General features: G+C 44.5%; 20 protein-coding genes and 1 pseudogene. 5 read left to right on the forward strand and 16 right to left on the reverse strand.

Annotated elements, in window-relative coordinates:
- Nucleotides 1-15 precede the first annotated feature (15 nt).
- Nucleotides 16-1,200, forward strand: coding sequence for an NAD(P)H-quinone oxidoreductase subunit H (locus tag QUB63_RS24130; protein WP_332947863.1), 1,185 nt, complete (start codon nucleotides 16-18; stop codon nucleotides 1,198-1,200).
- A gap of 243 nt (nucleotides 1,201-1,443) precedes the next feature.
- On the forward strand, nucleotides 1,444-2,700 hold the full coding sequence (locus QUB63_RS24135) for a class I SAM-dependent methyltransferase (RefSeq protein WP_332947864.1): 1,257 nt from the start codon (nucleotides 1,444-1,446) through the stop codon (nucleotides 2,698-2,700).
- Between the two features lie 51 nt (nucleotides 2,701-2,751).
- Here QUB63_RS24135 and QUB63_RS24140 read toward each other — a convergent pair whose 3' ends face one another.
- The 8 genes from QUB63_RS24140 to QUB63_RS24175 form a co-directional block, all read right to left on the reverse strand.
- On the reverse strand, nucleotides 2,752-3,399 hold the full coding sequence (locus QUB63_RS24140) for a hypothetical protein (RefSeq protein WP_332947865.1): 648 nt from the start codon (nucleotides 3,397-3,399) through the stop codon (nucleotides 2,752-2,754).
- A gap of 140 nt (nucleotides 3,400-3,539) precedes the next feature.
- On the reverse strand, nucleotides 3,540-4,058 hold the full coding sequence (locus QUB63_RS24145) for a deaminase domain-containing protein (RefSeq protein ID WP_332947866.1): 519 nt from the start codon (nucleotides 4,056-4,058) through the stop codon (nucleotides 3,540-3,542).
- Nucleotides 4,059-4,196: 138 nt separating this feature from the next.
- A complete protein-coding gene (locus QUB63_RS24150) occupies nucleotides 4,197-5,294 on the reverse strand; it encodes a DNA cytosine methyltransferase (RefSeq protein WP_332947867.1) in 1,098 nt (365 codons plus the stop codon).
- A 118-nt stretch (nucleotides 5,295-5,412) separates the two neighbouring features.
- Nucleotides 5,413-6,183: a Uma2 family endonuclease gene (locus QUB63_RS24155; protein ID WP_332947868.1), complete on the reverse strand. Its 771-nt coding sequence runs from the start codon at nucleotides 6,181-6,183 to the stop codon at nucleotides 5,413-5,415.
- 272 nt (nucleotides 6,184-6,455) lie between these two features.
- Nucleotides 6,456-7,733, reverse strand: coding sequence for a histidine--tRNA ligase (hisS, locus tag QUB63_RS24160; RefSeq protein ID WP_332947869.1), 1,278 nt, complete (start codon nucleotides 7,731-7,733; stop codon nucleotides 6,456-6,458).
- A 127-nt stretch (nucleotides 7,734-7,860) separates the two neighbouring features.
- Nucleotides 7,861-8,142 carry a hypothetical protein gene (locus tag QUB63_RS24165; protein ID WP_332947944.1) on the reverse strand — a complete coding sequence of 94 codons (282 nt, stop codon included), beginning with the start codon at nucleotides 8,140-8,142 and terminating at the stop codon, nucleotides 7,861-7,863.
- A gap of 34 nt (nucleotides 8,143-8,176) precedes the next feature.
- Complete coding sequence (locus tag QUB63_RS24170) at nucleotides 8,177-8,452, reverse strand: helix-turn-helix domain-containing protein (RefSeq protein WP_293251134.1); 276 nt, start codon at nucleotides 8,450-8,452, stop codon at nucleotides 8,177-8,179.
- Nucleotides 8,453-8,483: 31 nt separating this feature from the next.
- Nucleotides 8,484-8,681, reverse strand: coding sequence for a hypothetical protein (locus QUB63_RS24175; protein ID WP_332947870.1), 198 nt, complete (start codon nucleotides 8,679-8,681; stop codon nucleotides 8,484-8,486).
- A gap of 229 nt (nucleotides 8,682-8,910) precedes the next feature.
- Here QUB63_RS24175 and QUB63_RS24180 point away from each other — a divergent pair, with 229 nt between their 5' ends.
- Nucleotides 8,911-9,888 carry a carbohydrate kinase family protein gene (locus QUB63_RS24180; RefSeq protein WP_332947871.1) on the forward strand — a complete coding sequence of 326 codons (978 nt, stop codon included), beginning with the start codon at nucleotides 8,911-8,913 and terminating at the stop codon, nucleotides 9,886-9,888.
- A gap of 25 nt (nucleotides 9,889-9,913) precedes the next feature.
- Here the strand turns inward: QUB63_RS24180 and QUB63_RS24185 are convergent, their stop codons facing one another.
- From QUB63_RS24185 to QUB63_RS24220, 8 genes and pseudogenes are all read right to left on the reverse strand, one after another.
- Entirely contained in the window at nucleotides 9,914-10,402 is a 489-nt protein-coding gene (locus QUB63_RS24185) for a gluconokinase (protein ID WP_332947872.1), read from the reverse strand.
- A 205-nt stretch (nucleotides 10,403-10,607) separates the two neighbouring features.
- Complete coding sequence (locus QUB63_RS24190) at nucleotides 10,608-11,375, reverse strand: DNA-binding protein (protein ID WP_332947873.1); 768 nt, start codon at nucleotides 11,373-11,375, stop codon at nucleotides 10,608-10,610.
- A 41-nt stretch (nucleotides 11,376-11,416) separates the two neighbouring features.
- The gene (locus QUB63_RS24195; protein ID WP_332947874.1) at nucleotides 11,417-12,205 is read right to left on the reverse strand and encodes a hypothetical protein; all 789 of its coding nucleotides are present in this window, start codon (nucleotides 12,203-12,205) and stop codon (nucleotides 11,417-11,419) included.
- Between the two features lie 164 nt (nucleotides 12,206-12,369).
- Nucleotides 12,370-13,692, reverse strand: coding sequence for a 3-isopropylmalate dehydratase large subunit (locus tag QUB63_RS24200; protein WP_332947945.1), 1,323 nt, complete (start codon nucleotides 13,690-13,692; stop codon nucleotides 12,370-12,372).
- Nucleotides 13,693-13,806: 114 nt separating this feature from the next.
- The gene (locus QUB63_RS24205; protein ID WP_332947875.1) at nucleotides 13,807-14,169 is read right to left on the reverse strand and encodes a hypothetical protein; all 363 of its coding nucleotides are present in this window, start codon (nucleotides 14,167-14,169) and stop codon (nucleotides 13,807-13,809) included.
- Nucleotides 14,148-14,513 carry a hypothetical protein gene (locus QUB63_RS24210; protein WP_442921821.1) on the reverse strand — a complete coding sequence of 122 codons (366 nt, stop codon included), beginning with the start codon at nucleotides 14,511-14,513 and terminating at the stop codon, nucleotides 14,148-14,150. Before QUB63_RS24210 ends, QUB63_RS24205 begins: the two co-directional genes overlap by 22 nt.
- Nucleotides 14,492-15,430 (reverse strand): hypothetical protein, encoded by a 939-nt coding sequence (locus QUB63_RS24215; protein WP_332947877.1) that lies wholly within the window; start codon nucleotides 15,428-15,430, stop codon nucleotides 14,492-14,494. Before QUB63_RS24215 ends, QUB63_RS24210 begins: the two co-directional genes overlap by 22 nt.
- Before the next feature lie 201 nt (nucleotides 15,431-15,631).
- A pseudogene (locus QUB63_RS24220) lies at nucleotides 15,632-16,228 on the reverse strand (Uma2 family endonuclease).
- Between the two features lie 326 nt (nucleotides 16,229-16,554).
- Between QUB63_RS24220 and QUB63_RS24225 the strand changes: the two are divergent.
- Both QUB63_RS24225 and QUB63_RS24230 read left to right on the forward strand, forming a co-directional pair.
- On the forward strand, nucleotides 16,555-17,388 hold the full coding sequence (locus QUB63_RS24225; protein WP_332947878.1) for a hypothetical protein: 834 nt from the start codon (nucleotides 16,555-16,557) through the stop codon (nucleotides 17,386-17,388).
- Nucleotides 17,389-17,838: 450 nt separating this feature from the next.
- Nucleotides 17,839-18,672, forward strand: a complete 834-nt coding sequence (locus tag QUB63_RS24230) for a response regulator transcription factor (RefSeq protein ID WP_332947879.1) — start codon at nucleotides 17,839-17,841, stop codon at nucleotides 18,670-18,672.
- Nucleotides 18,673-18,850: the final 178 nt, after the last annotated feature.

Raw genomic sequence — 18,850 nt, forward strand, 5'->3', positions numbered from 1 at the left:
TTAATTCATTTAATTATGTCAAGAATTGAGACTAGAACCGAACCGATGGTGCTCAACATGGGGCCGCACCACCCCTCCATGCACGGGGTACTCCGGCTAATCGTCACCCTAGACGGGGAAGACGTAGTGGACTGCGAGCCTGTTTTGGGCTATCTGCACCGCGGGATGGAAAAAATCGCCGAAAACCGCACCAACGTGATGTACGTGCCCTACGTGAGCCGCTGGGACTATGCAGAGGGGATGTTTAACGAAGCGGTGACGGTGAATGCGCCCGAAAAGTTGGCGAATATTGCTGTCCCCAAACGGGCGAGTTACATTCGGGTAATCATGCTGGAGTTGAACCGGATTGCTAACCATTTGTTGTGGTTGGGGCCGTTTTTGGCGGACGTGGGGGCGCAAACTCCTTTTTTCTATACTATGCGCGATCGCGAACCAATTCTCGACTTGTGGGAAGCAGCCACAGGTTATCGCATGGTGAATAATAACTATTTCCGCATCGGCGGAGTCGCCGCAGATTTGCCCTACGGCTGGGTAGATAAGTGCCACGATTTCTGCGATTATTTCGTTCCCAAAATTGACGAGTACGAACGTTTAATTACCAACAATCCAATCTTCCGCCGCCGGATTGAAGGCCTGGGTACTATTTCTCGCGAAGAAGCGATTAACTGGGGACTGTCCGGCCCCATGTTGCGCGCTTCCGGCGTTAAGTGGGATTTGCGGAAAGTTGACCATTACGAATGTTACGACGACTTCGACTGGGAAGTTTGTACCGAAGCTGCTGGCGATTGTTTGGCCCGGTATGTGGTGCGGATTCGGGAGATGCGCGAGTCGGTTAAGATTCTCTATCAAGCCTTGAAAGGACTCCCCGGCGGGTCTTACGAGAATTTGGAAGCGAAGCGACTCGAAAGCGGGCCAAAATCTGAATGGAACGGTTTTGACTATCAGTTTATTGGCAAAAAAGTTGCGCCGACTTTTAAGATTCCCAAGGGCGAACACTATGTCCGCGTTGAAAGCGGCAAGGGTGAGTTGGGGATTTATATTATCGGGGATGATAATGTGTTTCCTTGGCGCTGGAAGATTCGGACTGGGGATTTTAATAATTTGCAGGTTTTGCCTCACATTGTTCGCGGCGTAAAAATTGCGGATTTGGTGGCAATTTTGGGGAGTATCGACATTATTATGGGCTCGGTTGATAGGTAGGTTTGGTCGGTTTTTATCTGATAATTTAACCCGGTTTTTTTGTGGAACCGGGTTGATTTTTTTTAACCGCAGATGAACGCGGATAAACGCGGATGGATATCGATTAATATTGCTATTAACGTCGCTAAAATCTACCTTATTTCTCTCTTCTCTCTTCCTCTGTGCTCTCTGCGCCCTCTGCGGTTAATAAAAAAAAATCTCTCCTTCACAAATGAAATAACATCAACTTTGATTCGATAAATTATGAAAGTTCAGCAATCAGATATCAATGATAGTAACCCGGAACTCTGCGCTTTAATCTGCGAAAGAATTGCCGCCAGTCCGCAGCGGCGTATTACTTTTGCTGAATATATGAATTTGGCATTATATCATCCGCACCACGGTTATTACAATAGCGATCGCCCGTCGATCGGCAAACAAGGCGATTTTATCACGTCGCCTCACTGGAGTGCTGATTTTGCGGAGGTTTTGGCAGAACAGTTTGTGGAAATGTGGCAAATTCTCGTTAGCGGAGCCCTCGAAGAGGATCGCCCTTTCAATTTCGCGATCGTAGAAATGGGCGCTGGGCGGGGAACTTTTGCAGCAAATGTGCTGCAATATCTGCAACGGCAACATCCCGACTTATTTAAAACTTTAACATACATAATTGTTGAAATTTCGCCAAGACTTCAAGCGGAACAACGCCAAAGCTTAAGCGATATCAAGTGCGTTAAGTGGTGCAATTGGGATGAGATAGTTAATAATTCAATTGTCGGTTGTTTCTTTTCTAACGAGTTAGTGGATGCTTTGCCAGTGCATCAATTCATTGTGGAAGAAGGGCTAGTTAGGGAGATTTACGTTGCCGCCGAAACAAAAAAAAATGAACAAGAAGAGATAAACTTTGTTGAAGTAATTGGCGAAGTTTCTACGCCTAAAATTGCCGAATATTTAGATTTTGTAAGCATCGATTTGTCGGCGAGTGTGTACGGGGATGGTTATCGCAGTGAGGTGAATTTGGCGGCTTTGGACTGGATGAGTACAGTTGCTCAAAAGTTGCAGCGGGGATATTTGTTAACTATTGATTACGGTTATCCGGCGCACCGCTATTACAATCCGAGGCGCAGGGAGGGGACGCTACAGTGTTATTATCTGCACCGATATCACAATAATCCTTATATTAATGTGGGGCGGCAGGATTTAACGGCTCATGTTAATTTTACGGCGCTGGAAAGGCAGGGTGAATTGTGCGGTTTGGATGTGGTAGGGTTTACTCAGCAGGCTTTGTTTTTGATGGCGTTGGGTTTGGGCGATCGTATTGCTTCTCTGTCTGCAAATGATGCGGAAGCATGGGATTTGGCAACGTTGTTGCGCCGACGGGAGGCTTTGCATCAGTTGATCGATCCGATGGGTTTGGGCGGTTTTGGGGTGTTGGTGCAGTCGAAGGGGTTGAGGGAGGAGGAAAAAGTGCCTGAAGCGAAGCTATCCCCTAGGGAATCGCTCAAAGGTTTCACGGTGCCTTAAGTTAACTATAATCAGCAACACGCACTTTTTTCCAATTACTTTTGTCATCACTTAAGCGCACTGACTCAGTGGCGGAAATTCCCATTTTCCAGAATATAAAGTAGATGGCAGCTTTAAACAATAGGCAGCAGGAACCACCTCGATCAACCACCAATTAAACATATCTCGTCGGGCTTCAGTAAAACCAGAAATGGCGTCCCCGGTAATGGCATCATACAAAATATCCAAGATGGCATTATAGGCTGTTTTGGTGTTGAGTGTTTGCAGCAAGCCGTAGAAAATATTATAAGCTTCGTTACTAGCTTGATATTTTCCAAGTTTGTTGATATTAGGAAACAAGGTATCAGCCCAAGTTTCTGGGATTTCACAGCCATCCTTAAGCCAACAAGATACAATTGCTTCAACGATATCAGCTTTGTGTTCTTCAGGAAAGTAATGTTTAATGGTCGGTTTAGCTGCTAATGCTATTCCATAAGCCATATAGACGTATCGCTGATGGGATATTGGATCATTAGGCATTCCAAAGGCTGTCATTACTTCTACAAAAGCTTCTTCTACATTGCACTTTCCACCTCGTTCGTATAAATCGTCATATTTTCTGTCCCAAACCGTCTGAAGTGTTTGCTGTAATTGCTCTGGAATAGTTGAGTTGCTGGGCAACTTAAAATCGGTGTAGTAGCCTAGATCAAACTTTATCATTGACTTTCCCTCCTTATGTATTTCCCTCGATCGTCAACCAAGATCGAGCTAATTTTAAGATTCATATCACCTCCATTCTACCTTACCCAGAGAAGCCAGTAAAGCCTTCCTTGGCTCTACTGGCTTTTTATCCTATATTTCTACGGATATGGCTCCTTGTAGAAGATAATCACTTCAATGTTCGGGAACAACCTAGCAAAGTCTTCATCGCAGGTAGTGTTGCAGCCAGAACACATCTCCATCTCCGTGTAAAGGTAAAGCCTTCCTGTCGCCTCAGAAGGTACACTATCTCCTTCCAATTCTTCTGCAAGTGCATTGAAGAGCTTGTACTCGGCGTGTTCTTTGTTGTAATTATTATGGAGTGCTGCTCTGTCAATCCTTTCCTGAAAAAACAACTTTGGCCCATTGTCTCTGCCTGGAATATTGAGAGGCTTTTTCTTGCTGGTAGCTTCTTTGCTATAAACTCGGCCAGTTTCTAGTTCTAGTTTGGCAGCCGCAGCATTACCAGAACTTGGTTTTCTAATATGCATCGATCGAACCTCTTGAGCCTTAGTCCGCAGTTCCTCTACGATGTCCGCAAACTGCTCAGGTATGTCTTGAGGATCTTCGTAATGAGGTGTGTTTCTATAGGGGTTTCCTGTAGTTAAGTTTTGTTTCACGCGATTAATTTTCGTTTTATATAAAATTTTGCATATAACCTGACTTAGACATAAGCTTAAAGCCTAGTCTGACTCAGGTATTTTAATTATAGCACGCACATTTCAAATTAACTGCAAACTCTGCTCGGACACCTCTAATTAAGCCCATTTTAATCGTTGTTGAATTGACATCCCCTGCAACTTTTTACTCATTTCATATAAATCAACTTGCGGATAATCCCCCTTAAATAGCGGAATTAAAGCCTCAACAACAGCAGCGATTCCCAGCGGCGGCACTGCATTGCCAATCTGCCGCCGCACTTCAGTAGTAGAACCTTCAAAAACAAAATCATCGGGGAATGTTTGCAATCTTGCCCTTTCACGATTGGTCAAAGAACGCGGTTCTAAATAATGATAACCCCAAGTCCCGCCACCTCCACCAGCAATAATTGTCGATGATGGTTTATCTGGATGAATTCGCCGATAAACGTGACTGATCATGCCTTTGACATAGTACGGACTATCCTTGGGAATATCAGCAAAATTGCCTCCCGGTTGAATTCGATTTAAAATTTCAACGGTGCGGGTCTGAATTTTATGATGTTTGTTATTGTCCAGAACTGCTTCCACATTTTTGAGTGCTTCGCCTGCAGTTCGATAGGGATTATTGCGATTTGGCCCGTATTCTGGCTGAGGATGCACAAAGTTAAATCCTGTATCCATCCGAATGCCAACTAATAACACTCTTTGGCGAAATTGGGGAACTCCGTAATCAGCAAAGTTGTAGAGTTTAGGTTTAACTAAGTAGCCCGGTGCTATACTTTCAAAGTCAGAAATTATTTGTTTTATTGCTTGATAATTATTTGCACTTAATAAGCCTTTGACATTTTCTGCTACAAAAGCTTTGGGCTTTTTTTTGTTGACAAATTCGAGAAAGTATGTATATAAATTGCCTCTGGTTCCTTCAAGTCCGGGCCGCTTCCAAATCAGGGAGAAATCTTGACAGGGGAATCCTCCTATACATATGTCAGCTTCGGGAACTTGTGCAATGTCTATATTTTCTATGCTGTCGTTGATGATGACATCGGCGATGTTTCTGCTGAATGTTTTACAGGCGTATTTATTGGAGTCGATCGCCCAAACTACTTTAAACCCCGCTTTGTGGAAGGGCAAGTCCATGCCGCCGCAACCTGAAAACAATGATATCAGTCGCGGTTTTTTTTCCCAATTTATGGGTTCTAGACGTTCAATTAACATAGGACTGTAACCTGAGGCAATAGCGGGAAGGATGCCCGGGACACAAGAGTGTGATTATACCAAATAGTCGTAAGGTGCGCACGGCTCACCTTACTAAGACTCTATTTCTTTTCGTGTTTCACTCTTCGTCATCTAATTCGATTCCCGCTTGACGCAATTTTTCGGCCAATCTTTCAGCGCGGAGTCGTTCGCGATCGCCTCGCTGGCGTTCTTGTTCTACTCGTTCTTCCGACCAAAGCAACAACTCGCCTTCTGCATCCCACCACCTCAGCCAACAGCCTGTCCTTCCTTCGTGCGTTCCTTCCCAAATACCTAAAAATAGGTTTAATCCCGGTATCCAATAACGTCCGTTTTCATCGGGTTTTTGCAAGTTGTAGTGCTCGGATTCTAAAGCGTAAACTTCTAAATGAGCTGTTTTCGCTCGGAATATGACGTATCGGGGGACTTTGATTACTTGCTCGTAAAAATACCACTTTCCCACCCGCGAGGTAAATTCAACGGAGTATTCTTCTCCATAGGTTTCTGAAAGAAATTCCATCACGATTTGGGGGATGGTTCCTTCTGTGTGCGGGGTGTAACTGCGGCGGACTTGCGAGACATTTTTTGGATTGACGGGTTTCACGTACATCCAATCTGGTGCTTTGCAGATAATGCGCTGTTCGTCGCTGCTTGAACCTGGGAAACTTATGCCGGCACACAAGGCAAAGTTGGAAACAATTAAGGCATCCTGCATTAATTCTGGAAATGCTGTTAGCGGCTGGCGCAAAGCGGCGGCTAATAACGGTTGGCTTTCGTCTTCTACGGGGTCGTCTGGTAGTTGCAAATCTTCTGGTAGTAGCGGCCAGGTGATTGTGAGTTTTGTTTCTGGGTTTTTAGTTGCTACAGACATAGTTTATCAGAGGTTAAATGTTTTAATGGTTAAATTATATCTCTTGGTTTTTGGGATTAATGTTAATGGCTTAATGATGAGGCAGAGCCTCTGGATATGCGTTACCGGGCAGAGCCAATTAGTAACGACTTAAGCCGACAGTCCGCCAGGGGTTGAAACCCCTGGCTAATAGCTAAAGTCCTCTTAAGAGGACTGAGAAGAAGACTGTTAAAATAATTAGTCCTCTTCAGAGGACTTTAGCTTTGAGGCAGGGAATTCATTCCCTGCCGGACTTAATATGCAGCTATGATTTTCTGCTGTAGCTCGTTTGTCATTGCTAGTAGTTCCGATTGGGCGATCGCACTTTGTTCACCACTCGCCAACCACTTCAATTGTACCGTCTCGTTTTCAGCTTCCGCATCTCCCAAAACTAAACACGCAACTGCACCGCTGCGATCGGCTCTTTTAAACTGTTTCCCGAAAGCACTACCACTCAAATCTATCTCTACACTAAACCCGGCACTTCGCAATTTTTGAGCTAACAATACCGATTGCTGTTCTGCTTTTTCGCCCCGGGATACCAAATAAAAATCCAACTTGGGCGCGGGCAAAGGTTGCAACTTTTGCAGCAGGATAATCAACCTTTCGATACCCATTGCCCAACCGACTGCCGCCGTATCTGGGCCGCCCAATTCCTTTACTAAACCGTCGTAGCGGCCGCCTCCGCAAACTGTTGCTTGCGCTCCCAAATCGTCGGATATAATTTCAAATGCGGTGTAGGTATAGTAATCTAAACCGCGCACTAATCTGGGATTTAACTGATAGCTAATTCCTAAATTTGTGAGCATAAGCTGCACTTGCTCGAAGTGATCTCGCGATTCCTCTCCCAAATATTCTAAAATGCTAGGCGCACCAGCTACAATTTCTTGAGTGCGCTGATTTTTGCTGTCCAATATCCGCAGCGGGTTGCGAGTCAAGCGGTCTTGAGAATCCGCGTCTAATTCGTCTTTGTGCGGTGTAAAATAATCGATCAAAGCTTGTCGGTAATTTTGTCGGTCTTGCTTATTTCCGACTGAATTAATATCGAGGCGCAAATTTTTTAAACCGATCGCTTGCAGGATATCGCAGGCGATCGCAATTACCTCGACATCCGCCCGGGGATTGGCACTCCCCAAGACTTCCACGCCAATTTGATTGAACTGCCGCTGTCTGCCTGCTTGGGTGCGTTCGTAGCGAAACATCGGCCCAGTATACCACAGACGCTGCACGTCACCAGCGGCGTACAAACTGTTTTCAATAAAAGCTCGCACTACTCCGGCGGTGCCTTCCGGGCGCAAAGTAGTCGATCGATCGCCCTTATCTTTAAAAGTGTACATTTCTTTGCCGACAACATCGGTAGCTTCGCCGATGCCGCGTTCAAATAAAGATGTCTGTTCAAAAATTGGCGTCCTAATTTCTCGATAAGCCGCTTTTCTCAAAATTCTTCTAGCGACTTCTTCTATATTTTGCCAGTATTGAATTTCAGCGGGCAAAATATCCCGCGTTCCCGGTAAAGTTTTAATTGCACTCATTCATTTTGTTAGTCATTGGTCATTAGTCATTAGTCCGCAGTCAGTAGTTATTAGTTAACGGTTATTAGTTGTTAGTCAACAGTCAACAGTCAACAGTCAACCGTCAACACCTAACAATTCCCAATAACTAATGACTTAATAATTCCCAAACTCCGTAACGATCGCCATAATAAGCCAAAATGCGATCGACCCGCTCGCGATCGACCAAATCGAACCCATCAGGATACTGTATCCACAAACCCCCAACTTGGCTGTCGCTGTAATCAAACCGCTGCGACTGCTGCGGAATTAAACCGGTTTCCACCCCTTCAACTTGACGCAAATGGGCTGCCACTTCCCGATACACCGCCAGCGGCAATCCAGGGCATTGAATTTGATAGCGGAGTTGTTTTTCTTGTGCCGTTTGCATCATTTCTTTGTCTGTCCCCAACCAGAACCCGTACTTAAGATACTTCTTTATCGATCGGCCCCGGTAGAGGGCAGCAGTTAATATTGTCCAAACATACCTTCCCCCACTGCAGGGCCCAGCGCACCAGCGTAACTCGATTGTCAGCGCGCGTCTTGTTCAAGATATTGCTAATGTGGTTGTCAACTGTACGCTTGCTAATCTCTAACTTTTCGGCGATTTTCTCATTGGTCAATCCCGCCGCTACTAACTCTACCACTTGCAATTCTCTGTCCGACAGGGTGACAGGGGTCCCAGAGACGCTCCCGCTCATAAATTTTTCCTATGTCTGCATATTTACCTATCTACAATTCTAGAGGATGAGGGATCGAGTATGAAGAGAAAATTAAATCTGCTGCTGCTCCTTTTTCGGGCACGCAAGCACCAACTCGCTTGCAGAATCGCGGCTTCGTGCAATTCCCCAGCCGACGACACAGCCAGACGCCCAGACACTTGCGGCGCCAGCTTTCTGGGTGGCGGATGCTCGCTTTACCTGCGTGCACCTGACATCCGGGCCGAAAAACCCGCAGATGTTTGCACGTAAAACTACTGATAAGCCCGCACTGCACTTGTGCGTTGAGTGTGTAACTGCCCGTATCAGTAAGTCTGATATTATAGGAGCTGTCATTAAAAAATAGCTGGCAATTTTTCTGGGATGGGTTAAAAATAATTATTAACTTGTCTACTGCTGCTCTAAAATCAAAAATCAAAAATCAAAAATCAAAAATCAATATGACTTATCCTCGCGTTCTGTGTCTGGGTGAAATTTTATTTGATTGTTTAGCAGACAAACCAGGAGTATCTCTAGAAAATGTAGAATCTTGGACGGCATATGCTGGCGGTGCTCCTGCTAATGTTGCCTGTGCTTTGGCTAAATTGGGGACGGCGGCGGGATTTATCGGTGCTGTAGGCGCGGATGAATTGGGGGATTCCCTGGTGCAGGTATTGCAAGAAGTAGGGGTTGATACCGCTGGAGTGCAGCGCCATCCGAGTGCGCCGACGCGGCAAGTTTATGTTTTGCGGAATGCAGCGGGCGATCGCACTTTTGCCGGTTTTGGTAAATTGGATACTGCGGATTTTGCCGACACCCGCCTCCAGGCTGCCCAAATACCCGAGGTGCTGTTTGAAAATGCGGAGTTTTTAGCGATCGGCACTTTAGAATTAGCTTATCGGGAAAGTCGAGAGGCTATAGAAAGAGCGATCGAACTAGCAGAACGTTACGACGTTAAAATTATAGTTGACATCAATTGGCGTCCCGTGTTTTGGCCAAATCCCGACGAAGCAAAAGCGCACATTAGAAAACTCTTAAAAAAAGTTGATTTTCTCAAGTTATCTGACGAAGAAGCCGAATGGTTGTTTGGAACTACCGACGCTGGAGCTATTACCTACCGCCTCGATTCCGTAGAAGGCGTTTTGGTGACTGCGGGCGAGAAAGGTTGCAGCTATTGTCTCTCGCAAAATGAAGGAAAAATCCCCGCCTTCGCAGTAGATGTTGAGGATACAACTGGTGCCGGCGACGGGTTTGTCGCTGGTTTTGTGTGGCAGTTGTGCAAGTATGGAATTAAGAATTTAGCCGTTCCAGAAATCGCCAAAAACATTGTAACTTATGCGAGCGCGGTGGGTGCGATGACAGCGATGAAACCTGGGGCAATTGCAGCACAACCAACTGCGGCTGAAGTAGAAGCTTTCTTGTATTTGTACAAAAATTAGCACGCATAACATCTTTATTTTGAGATTAACCGTAGGTCAGATGATTTTTAATTTGGCGAGCGATTTCCTCTAGGGGCTGCGAAGCATCTACGATAATTGCATCTTTTGGTTCTTCGAGAGTAGCGAACTGACTTGACAATAAGTCGGCTTTCATGTAGTGATTTTCGCGAGTTTTTAACCGGGATGCGAACAGCTCAAAATCACCTTTGAGATAAACTATTTTCATCCGCAGCTTGTCTCGAAAGAGCATTTCGCGGTAAGATGCTTTTAGGGCAGAACAAGCTAACACGACATTTTTATTTTCCAACAGCCACCTGTCTATTGTAGCTTGCAAGTGCAACAGCCAAGGCAGGCGATCGCCATCTTCTAAAGGAATGCCCAAACTCATTTTCTCGATGTTTGCTGGCGGGTGAAAATCGTCGGCATCGCTGAATTCCCAATTGAGAGATTGCGCCAGCAACTTGCCAACAGTAGTTTTGCCCGAACCGGAGACTCCCATCACGATCGTAATCATGGCACTTATTTACCGAATACTTGCAATTTTATCAAGTTGTGCGATCGAGAAACCGGGTTTCTTAAGTTGCCAGATGAATCATACAATTATAAACAATTCAACAAACCCTGTCTAGTTCTAATTCTCGATCCAATTTATTCCAGAGTGCGTCTAATGAATTCAGAAAAATTAACTTGGGTTATTCCCTAATTTTGCGATCGCGATTTTACTGATTGTTGTTGTGCAAGCCGATCGCACTTACAGCTAAAACATCCGCGCCAACAGGCTGGTACATCGGGCCTGTGAAGGGGCGAAAGTCTCGCCAATCGGCGGTTATCTTGCACAGTAACCGGAACTGTAGCGGCGTTGGAGGTTGGTTGAGGCGATCGACTTCTACGCGAACCAATTCTGGATGCTGCGAGATAATTTCAAAAAGAACCTCCAAAAGATAGCGCGGACAATAGCCTGCAATCCAGTTATTTTCAGTACAAAGCAGCAAGCCGCGAGGATAAAATTTGTGCGCTAAATACAAAAGTTCGCCCGCTTGAAGCCCATTAATCCGTTCAATTGCCGACTTTGAAAGGTATCGCAGTCCCTGTGCAAAAAAATGGATGCGGTAACGTCCATTTTCATCCGGTTCGGGACAAGGGAAAACCTCAAATTTATCCGTTACCCGTTTACCTCCGCTGCGCGCCAATAAAGCAATTGGGTCATCTTCGTGTTGAGGGATATTCAACCATTGGACAAATTCAGGGTAATCAGGGCGCGATCGCGGCCGCACTCGATTGGAAAACAACGGAAACAGTCTTTCTGAAGTATAAATTTTGTCAAAATCCGGGAACGACAGCAACGGTTGAAACCCGCACTTAAGTTTAGCTTCTAGAACACCATTTGTATAATTGAACTGGTATTCTTTACCGTTAAATGTCAATCGACCAATCGGAAACCCAGAACCGCTGCCAGGGTCTTGCCAAGCTAAAAATAGTGTTTTCAAAGCAAATCTCCTGTCAATTTAAGTAGGTACGAACCTTAAGTTTACTTTGAATTAAGAATAATTTTTTGTAATTCTTGCCGACTTTTACCGTCGATTATCTCTTTACCAACATTGGGTTTGCTGACATTAACTCTGACAAAATCGATATCATCTTTTTCGGTAAATTTGCGATCGCCATCGGAGTCTTTTCTAATTGTAACAAAAATCCCGCCGCTCTTTTCATCAAATACCCAACTCATTAACTGGGTATCGGGCGGAGTGATTGCCTGAAGCGATTTGCCTCCCAAGTTAGATAAATATCCAATGATTGCGTCTGCATCGTCAAGTTTGCCATCAGCATTTGTGTCGCTATCTATTATGTGAAATAACAGCAACTGATTCTGGGGCTTGCTGGATACTTTTTTTGAGGGATTTTGCTTGGGTTGACTTGTTTGTCCATTTTGACTGCTGGGATTTTCTGGTTTTTGTTTACCTAACAGATATTCAAATTTAGATATTAACGCTTTTCTGTTTAATAAAATATTAGATTGCCCGTTAGTTTTGTTATAAAAAATCATATTATAACCAATCATCGGATGCCCCCTTGAAAAGCTTAATTTTGATGAGATAGGATTGTGTTCAGCTTTTTTTTCATCGCTAGATAAGATAACTGGAATCATAATATATTCGGATTCCGGGTCAACGATTAAATTGTCGTAAGCAACCTGTGGCTGTAGCTTTTCTGCTTTTTTCTGTGTTTGAGTTACTATGTTGGTTGAAGTGCAAGATAGGGTAATAGCAATTAGGGCAAATGTGGTGGTAACCTTACCAAAAATATTAGGATTTATCATGAGTTTTGATATTTGATATAGATAGTTATTTTCATTTTATTCTAACTAGCCTATCGCTGTCAAATTCAGCGATAGGTAAACCCATCTAAAAAAAACAGAATACCCAGATCCTCGACTTTTTTAAGAAGTCGGGGATCTAAGATTCTAAACATCGCTAACAACTTCTAAGCCAGGAATTCGCGCGGATCGGTTACGTGCCCAGTCAGCGCAGAAGCCGCCGCAGTGTAAGGCGAAGCTAGATAAACTTGCGCTTCTTTGTTCCCCATCCGGCCGGGAAAATTGCGGTTAGTTGTAGACACGCAAATTTCCGGTTCGTTCATGCGCCCAAAAGTGTCTTTCGGCCCGCCCAAACAAGCGGCGCAAGAAGGCGCTGCGGGTTCGATGCAGCCTGCTGCTAAGAAGATTTCCGACAGCGTTTGACCTTCGTATTTGGTGACAAACAAATCTTCGTAAACTTTCTGAGTTGCCGGTACTAAATAAGTCGGAACTTTGACTTGATTTCCTTTGAGAATGCGGGCGGCATTCAAAAAGTCGGAGGTTTTGCCGCCGGTGCAGGAACCGATGTAAACTCGATCGATCTTGACATCGCGGCAGTTGCGGGCCAATTCGCGGTTGTCGGGCGAGTGCGGTTTGGCGACGACTGGTTCTAATTTGCTGACATCGTAGGTGCGATCGCTATAAAACTTGGCATCCCCATCGCTGTAAAATGAATCGAAGGGTTTGTCAGTGCGCGAAGTAACGTAATCAAAGGTGGTTTTATCGGGCGCAACCGTGCCATTTTTGCCGCCAGCTTCAATCACCATATTGCACAGCGTCATCCGTTCTTCCATCGTCAAACGCTCAACTGTATCGCCCGCAAATTCCATCGTCCGATAGTTAGCACCGGCAACGCTGATATCGCCAATAATTTGTAAAATCAGGTCTTTTGCTAACAAATAATCCGGCAGTTCGCCGTTGAGTACGAAGCGCATGGTTGCGGGAACTTTAATCAGCAATTTGCCGGTTCCCATGATAAAAGCGGCGTCGGTATTGCCGATACCGGTAGCAAATTGTCCGAAAGCGCCGGCATTGCAGGTGTGGGAATCTGTGCCGAAAAGCACTTCGCCCGGCCTGGTGTGCCCTTCTTGTGCTAGGGCGATGTGGCAAACTCCTTTGTAGTCGGGATTTGCTTTGAAGTCCGATCGATCCGTGATGTCGTAAAAGTATTTTATCCCTTGTTCTTTGGCAAAATCGCGGAGAATATCGACGTTGCGGTTAGCGCGTTCGTCGTTGGTGAAAATGTAGTGGTCGGGAATTAAGACGATTTTGTCGGGATTCCAGACTTTAGCATTATCGCCGAATTCGCGTTTGAAAACGCCGATCGTGCCGGGCCCGCAGACATCGTGGGTCATCAGCACGTCTGTTTCTACCCAAATGTTTTCTCCGGGCTCGACTTTAGTGCGGCCCGATGCTTTGGCTAAGATTTTTTCGGTCAGGGTCATTCCCATAGTTCGATCGCTCTTTTTGGTGAGATGCTGCATACTGTATTGCCATTGTACGAAACATCAGCCGATGTTGACAGATACTTTATAAATAAAGTAAACCGCAAACTGTAAATGCCTTCACACGCCACCACCTGGACGTACATTGCCATGTGGTTGCATGGAAGGTTTTCTTGTAGATGAGCAGCCCTGAGAAACAAGAAATTCTCCTTGAGATTTAGGATTCCAAACAGCTAAGTTATTGCAAACTACTTTTGCCGATGCACCTTTTCCCAATCGCAATTTATCCAAAGGATTAACCATGTCACCAACATATGCTTTTTGGTAATCTTTTCTTCCATCTCGCTTAATTTCTACATTTTCTTTAATCTCAGAAATAAAATTTAAGCTCTCTTGCTGAGTAATTCCAGGTTTTGCTACACTAATCAAAAATAGACTGAAGGATATTCCTGCCAGCCAGCTCAATTGTTGGAGTTTTTGCATTTTTTTCTTGCCTTAGCTAAGTTTTGATGAGATAGATGCAACCAGGTATCTTCATCAGGATTAAGCCTAGAACCAAGTTGACAGCATTTCTGCCACTGTTCCAACGCAGACGCTTGCTTTTGTTTATCCAGTACCTGTGCTAACAGACAATGTGCTGCACCGGGATTATCAATATATTTTATTGTCTTTGGATTTTGGGCAATACCGATCGCAGCTTGTAGGGTTTGTTGTGCTTCTTCATACCTACCTTGCTCCAGTCTAACCCAACCTAAATTTTTAAACAAGCTATACCTAATTTCCGAGTAGGTATCTTGCTTCTGGGCTAACTTAAGACCATTAGCCAGAAGAAAAGCAGCTTTGGAATATTTTTTCTCCTGTACAAACGACCTAAGTTATTATAAGCACTTGGTAAATTACCTGCAACAGCAATTTGATATTCTTTTTTCGCTTTTTCCAAATCTTGCCAACTCTCGTAGAGACTAGCCAAATTATAATGAGCTTCTATATTATCTCTACTCAGACAAATTACTTTTAAGTAATCCTGTTCTGCCTCTCCCAAATTCTTGTCTGCGTGATTCCTGAGCTTATTGCGATTATAAGAGTCAGAAATTAAAGGTAAAGACAACCAAAAAGTTACCAACAATCCCGACATTACCAGCGTCGAACCAAACTTAGCCTCTTCGCGGTATTGTTTAGGAATATTCAGCTTTTCCAGTAATTTCTCAAAACCTTCTTGACCCATTTTCGTGAATTCGCTACTAGCCTGTAGTAACGCTAAGATACTAGGTAAAATAACAGCAGCTACTCCTGCTAATCCCACTCCGCCGCCGAGAAAGCGAGTTGCGATATTGACCAGTAAACTGAGATTTCCAGTCCAAGCAGCAACTGTTAGAACTTTCCACAACCAATCCAAAACATCCCAAGGATGAGGAGGTGCAATGCTTTCTAATCTCCACCACCAAGCTTCTGCTGGAGGATTTACTGTTTCTCGTGCCTGAGCCAATTGTTCTGTTATTTTGCTATTGTTAGCTTTTACAATCAATTTTAATTCTTCCCCGATCACTGTATCTAGTTGGATAACTTTATTCAACTTGCTACTAGGAATTATTGTTGGCTCTTTTATAGCAATCTGCACTGCATCCCGTGCATTTAAAACTCTGATAATTTGTTCGAGCTCAAGAGAATTTGAAGCTCTCGCCTGTTTCAGGATATTAATTGTCCCTTCATAACGTTCAATAATTGTTTCTAAGATATTGGTCATAAAGTCTGATTTAGCGATGCTTAGGAGTTGATATAGAAAAAACGAGCTATTATAACTTTTTTTATACTTAGAATTAAAGATATCATTTCGATTTTGGACTTTGGATTGACCACAGAGGTAAATCTGATGGCTTTAAATCAGGCAACAATTTATTATTATACCAATAAAACTGGTGCTTAAAACCAATTTTATTCTCTCTCGCTACATCTGACCCTGAAAAATCTGTTCTGCTGTTAATTCTAACTGAGGAAAAGTTGGCGAAATTATCCGATCGCTCCCAGAAAATATCGACTCAACATACTCCCCTGACTCCAAGCGCAACACCATTACCCGTTGTTCGATTGGGTCAATTATCCAATATCCGGGAATACCGATCGCTGCATACCGATCGCGCTTGCAATTGTAGTCACGATCGCGCCCAACTTTACCTGGACTGACAACCTAAGCTACCAGTCGCGGGGGTGGCATATCTAGAGTAACAGTTAGCCGTTTTTTCATCAAAGTTAGATGTTCTTCCCTGAGAACGACAACATCGGGGTAGCGATTAGCAGCATCCTGACGTTGGAAGACGGGTACTTGAACTTCGCAGGTATGTATTCCGACCAGCTTGAGCGGAACAATTCCCCGACTGACAAGAACGAAGAACAAAAATCGGACGATAAAGTCGTTTTCTGGCGATTCTGGAGCCAAAGGTACTAACTCCCCATCAATAAGTTCGTAACGGTAATCGGTATCGTCTTCATAGTTTAGGTAATCCTCAAAGGTGAGTTTTTTCTGGTGCGCTTGGGTTTGGAGCATAGATCTCGTCTTTTGCTAGATGTCTCTATAGCTAGTCTAAATGAATCATAAGTTTTAACCGCACCCCTCCCCTTGCTAAGAGGGGGTTAGACTCATTATATATGAACATAGCAATTATCAGATATCAGAGCTCGGAAGTCATATTGAACGAAATGTCGATCGCAGCGAATTTTACGAAATTCTACGTAATGTAATGTCTTGTTAAATAATCCTAGTTGATTCTCAGAATGTCAAGTATATTGGACATCTCCACAAAATAAACATTCAGTTTGGACAAAAGCACAGTTTTGTCAGAATTTGTGGAGAGGTCGAATTGAGCAACTACTATGATTTGCAAAAAAGTTCAACATTTCAAAGTGCAGCTATTACCAAGCGATCGCACTTCGGAATTCGCAGCCATCGCCAAAAAAATGCGATCGCCCAAAACATCCGCTGCGGGAATTGCGATCGGCACTATGCTCATCCTGTTAGCACCGCCCGTTCGAGCTGCTAATATTACATTCGTGAGCGATCGCGCTGCATTAGGAGCTACAGATCGCGTTGATTGGTCGAGTTTAGGGCCAGTCCAGCCACCGTTCAAAATATTGCCCAACTCCTTCTCGGCCACCTCCGAAGCAGGACTCGGAATCAGCGTCAATATTCCCCTGGCTACAACCCCAGGAATTACACCGCCTTTAGTTTTTCAAACCTTACCTTCGCCCGGTATTGCCACCAACTTTGCTAAGGGCGATTTCGTGTTGTTGACTGGTTTAAGGCCAGGCCCGCCGCCAGCCCTGGGAAACCCAGGCCCGCTGACAATTAATTTCGATCGCCCTGTAGCCGCAGCAGGGACGCAAATAGCGGTAGATGATACGCTTTTATTCACGGCATCGATCGCAGCATTTGACAGCGCTAATAATTTGTTAGGAAGCTTCTCAACACAAGGAACATCCTCATTAGCACTGGATAATTCGGCTCAGTTTTTGGGTGTTCGCAGCGATGTTGCCAACATTTCGCGCCTCGTCTATAGCAGTTCTGAGGGGAATCGCGCCTTGGGAATTAATGCCCTCAGCATTGCCGAAGCAGTGCCAGAACCCAGCAATATTGCTGCCACGGCTGTTGCAGGTGCAGGACTCGCTTTATTTGTCTTCAAGCTTAAGAGGAGCTCGCTCTCCGACTAAAAAATAGTTGCACTCAACCCGATTGGCGATCGCGATCGGGTTTTTATAATTCTTTTTTCCCACGATCTAAATTGCGAAAACCATCGCACTTTCTTTAGTTAGGATAAAACAAATATATTTTATACTTGACTTTGCTTTAGGGATTTTATTGCTCCTGGGCTCACCTTAAAACTTAACTTTTTGAGGTCGAGTGTTAATCTCGAACCAAGTCTAGAATACTGTTAACACAAAAACCAAAAAATTGCAAGTCACTCGAACGTGCGACTGGTAACTAACAGCTAGCGACTGTTATTAATTAAAAAAGAAACTTAAATCGTTCAGAATCAAAAAAATCTCAGAGTGCATTTCTACGGTGGTAGAAATTAATGCTAGTGAAATGAGCGAGCTCGCCGCAGGTTACGGCTATCTAGTTTCGCCATTCTCACTGTTTATGCAAAGGGAGATTTTCCAGTGAATTCACAGAAACAAAGTCGCCAGCACGACGTTATTTTGACATCTCAAAATCTTGATAAATTCCCAGCAAAAGCTGAAGCTCAAAGTTGCGAAAATAGCGACAAACATTATATTATCCAAGTCACAGGCGATCGCAGCGGCTCAGCTCCAGATACTTTAGCACCGGTGGTGCCCCTGAAGGCGATCGCGAAGGATGGTAGTGTCCTGAACCCGATGATGCTCCAACAGATTCAGGCAGAGGCAAATCACCCAGGATTCAGCAAAATTCAGCAAATACTGACACAATTCCAGCAAATGTTCGATCGCTTGGGGGCGATCGTTTTGGCTGTAGACGGACAGGTGCACTTCATCGCTCAACGCGCCGAACAACTGTTGAGCCAGTATTTTTTATCCCGCGCCCCGCACTCATTGCCAGAACTCTTACAAAATTGGTTCAAGCAACAGATTTCGAGCCTTAAATTCAACGGCAATGTTCCATCTAGCTGTTTACCGTTGCACGTTCAGCAAGCAGGAAAACAGTTGAGCGTCCGTCTGATTCCCGAACCCATCGGCGAGCAATATCTCTTGCTGTTGGAGGAAAAAAAACTGCAAGGATTCTCTATTTCTGGTCTGGAATTGTTAGGACTCACAAAACGCGAATCAGAGGTTCTCTTCTGGATTGCCAAAGATAAAAGTAATGCCCAAATTGCTAAAGTTCTCGGTTGCAGTGAAGGCACAGTGCGAAAACATTTGGAGCACCTTCACTGCAAACTCGGCGTACAAACCCGGACGGCTGCTGTGATGGTTGCTCTGGAAAAGTTGGGGTTGCTGCCCGATTCAGTTGACAGTTGACAGCTTGCGCGCTCGCGAAGTCGAAGGGTTGACAGTTGACCTGTGACAGCAACCTCTACCTGGAAGGAAGAGGATTGGAGTAATGAATAGTCGAATTTTAATTTCTCCCTAAAACGGAGAGGCTTTCAACCAATTATTTCTGGTAATTTGTTGCAATTTATTTACAATCCTATACGCG

Source organism: Microcoleus sp. ARI1-B5 (assembly GCF_036705795.1).
Taxonomy (GTDB): Bacteria; Cyanobacteriota; Cyanobacteriia; order Cyanobacteriales; family Microcoleaceae; genus Microcoleus.

What these genes read in the sequence shown, in the direction of transcription:
- QUB63_RS24180 (WP_332947871.1), top strand. Translation starts at nt 8,911, where the DNA reads ATGACTTATCCTCGCGTTCTGTGTCTGGGTGAAATTTTATTTGATTGT.
- QUB63_RS24215 (WP_332947877.1), bottom strand. Translation starts at nt 15,430, where the DNA reads ATGACCAATATCTTAGAAACAATTATTGAACGTTATGAAGGGACAATT.
- QUB63_RS24150 (WP_332947867.1), bottom strand. Translation starts at nt 5,294, where the DNA reads ATGTTAATTGAACGTCTAGAACCCATAAATTGGGAAAAAAAACCGCGA.
- QUB63_RS24140 (WP_332947865.1), bottom strand. Translation starts at nt 3,399, where the DNA reads ATGATAAAGTTTGATCTAGGCTACTACACCGATTTTAAGTTGCCCAGC.
- QUB63_RS24155 (WP_332947868.1), bottom strand. Translation starts at nt 6,183, where the DNA reads ATGTCTGTAGCAACTAAAAACCCAGAAACAAAACTCACAATCACCTGG.
- QUB63_RS24195 (WP_332947874.1), bottom strand. Translation starts at nt 12,205, where the DNA reads ATGATAAATCCTAATATTTTTGGTAAGGTTACCACCACATTTGCCCTA.
- hisS (WP_332947869.1), bottom strand. Translation starts at nt 7,733, where the DNA reads ATGAGTGCAATTAAAACTTTACCGGGAACGCGGGATATTTTGCCCGCT.
- QUB63_RS24130 (WP_332947863.1), top strand. Translation starts at nt 16, where the DNA reads ATGTCAAGAATTGAGACTAGAACCGAACCGATGGTGCTCAACATGGGG.
- QUB63_RS24165 (WP_332947944.1), bottom strand. Translation starts at nt 8,142, where the DNA reads ATGCAAACGGCACAAGAAAAACAACTCCGCTATCAAATTCAATGCCCT.
- QUB63_RS24225 (WP_332947878.1), top strand. Translation starts at nt 16,555, where the DNA reads ATGATTTGCAAAAAAGTTCAACATTTCAAAGTGCAGCTATTACCAAGC.
- QUB63_RS24185 (WP_332947872.1), bottom strand. Translation starts at nt 10,402, where the DNA reads ATGATTACGATCGTGATGGGAGTCTCCGGTTCGGGCAAAACTACTGTT.
- QUB63_RS24170 (WP_293251134.1), bottom strand. Translation starts at nt 8,452, where the DNA reads ATGAGCGGGAGCGTCTCTGGGACCCCTGTCACCCTGTCGGACAGAGAA.
- QUB63_RS24135 (WP_332947864.1), top strand. Translation starts at nt 1,444, where the DNA reads ATGAAAGTTCAGCAATCAGATATCAATGATAGTAACCCGGAACTCTGC.
- QUB63_RS24200 (WP_332947945.1), bottom strand. Translation starts at nt 13,692, where the DNA reads ATGGGAATGACCCTGACCGAAAAAATCTTAGCCAAAGCATCGGGCCGC.
- QUB63_RS24205 (WP_332947875.1), bottom strand. Translation starts at nt 14,169, where the DNA reads ATGCAAAAACTCCAACAATTGAGCTGGCTGGCAGGAATATCCTTCAGT.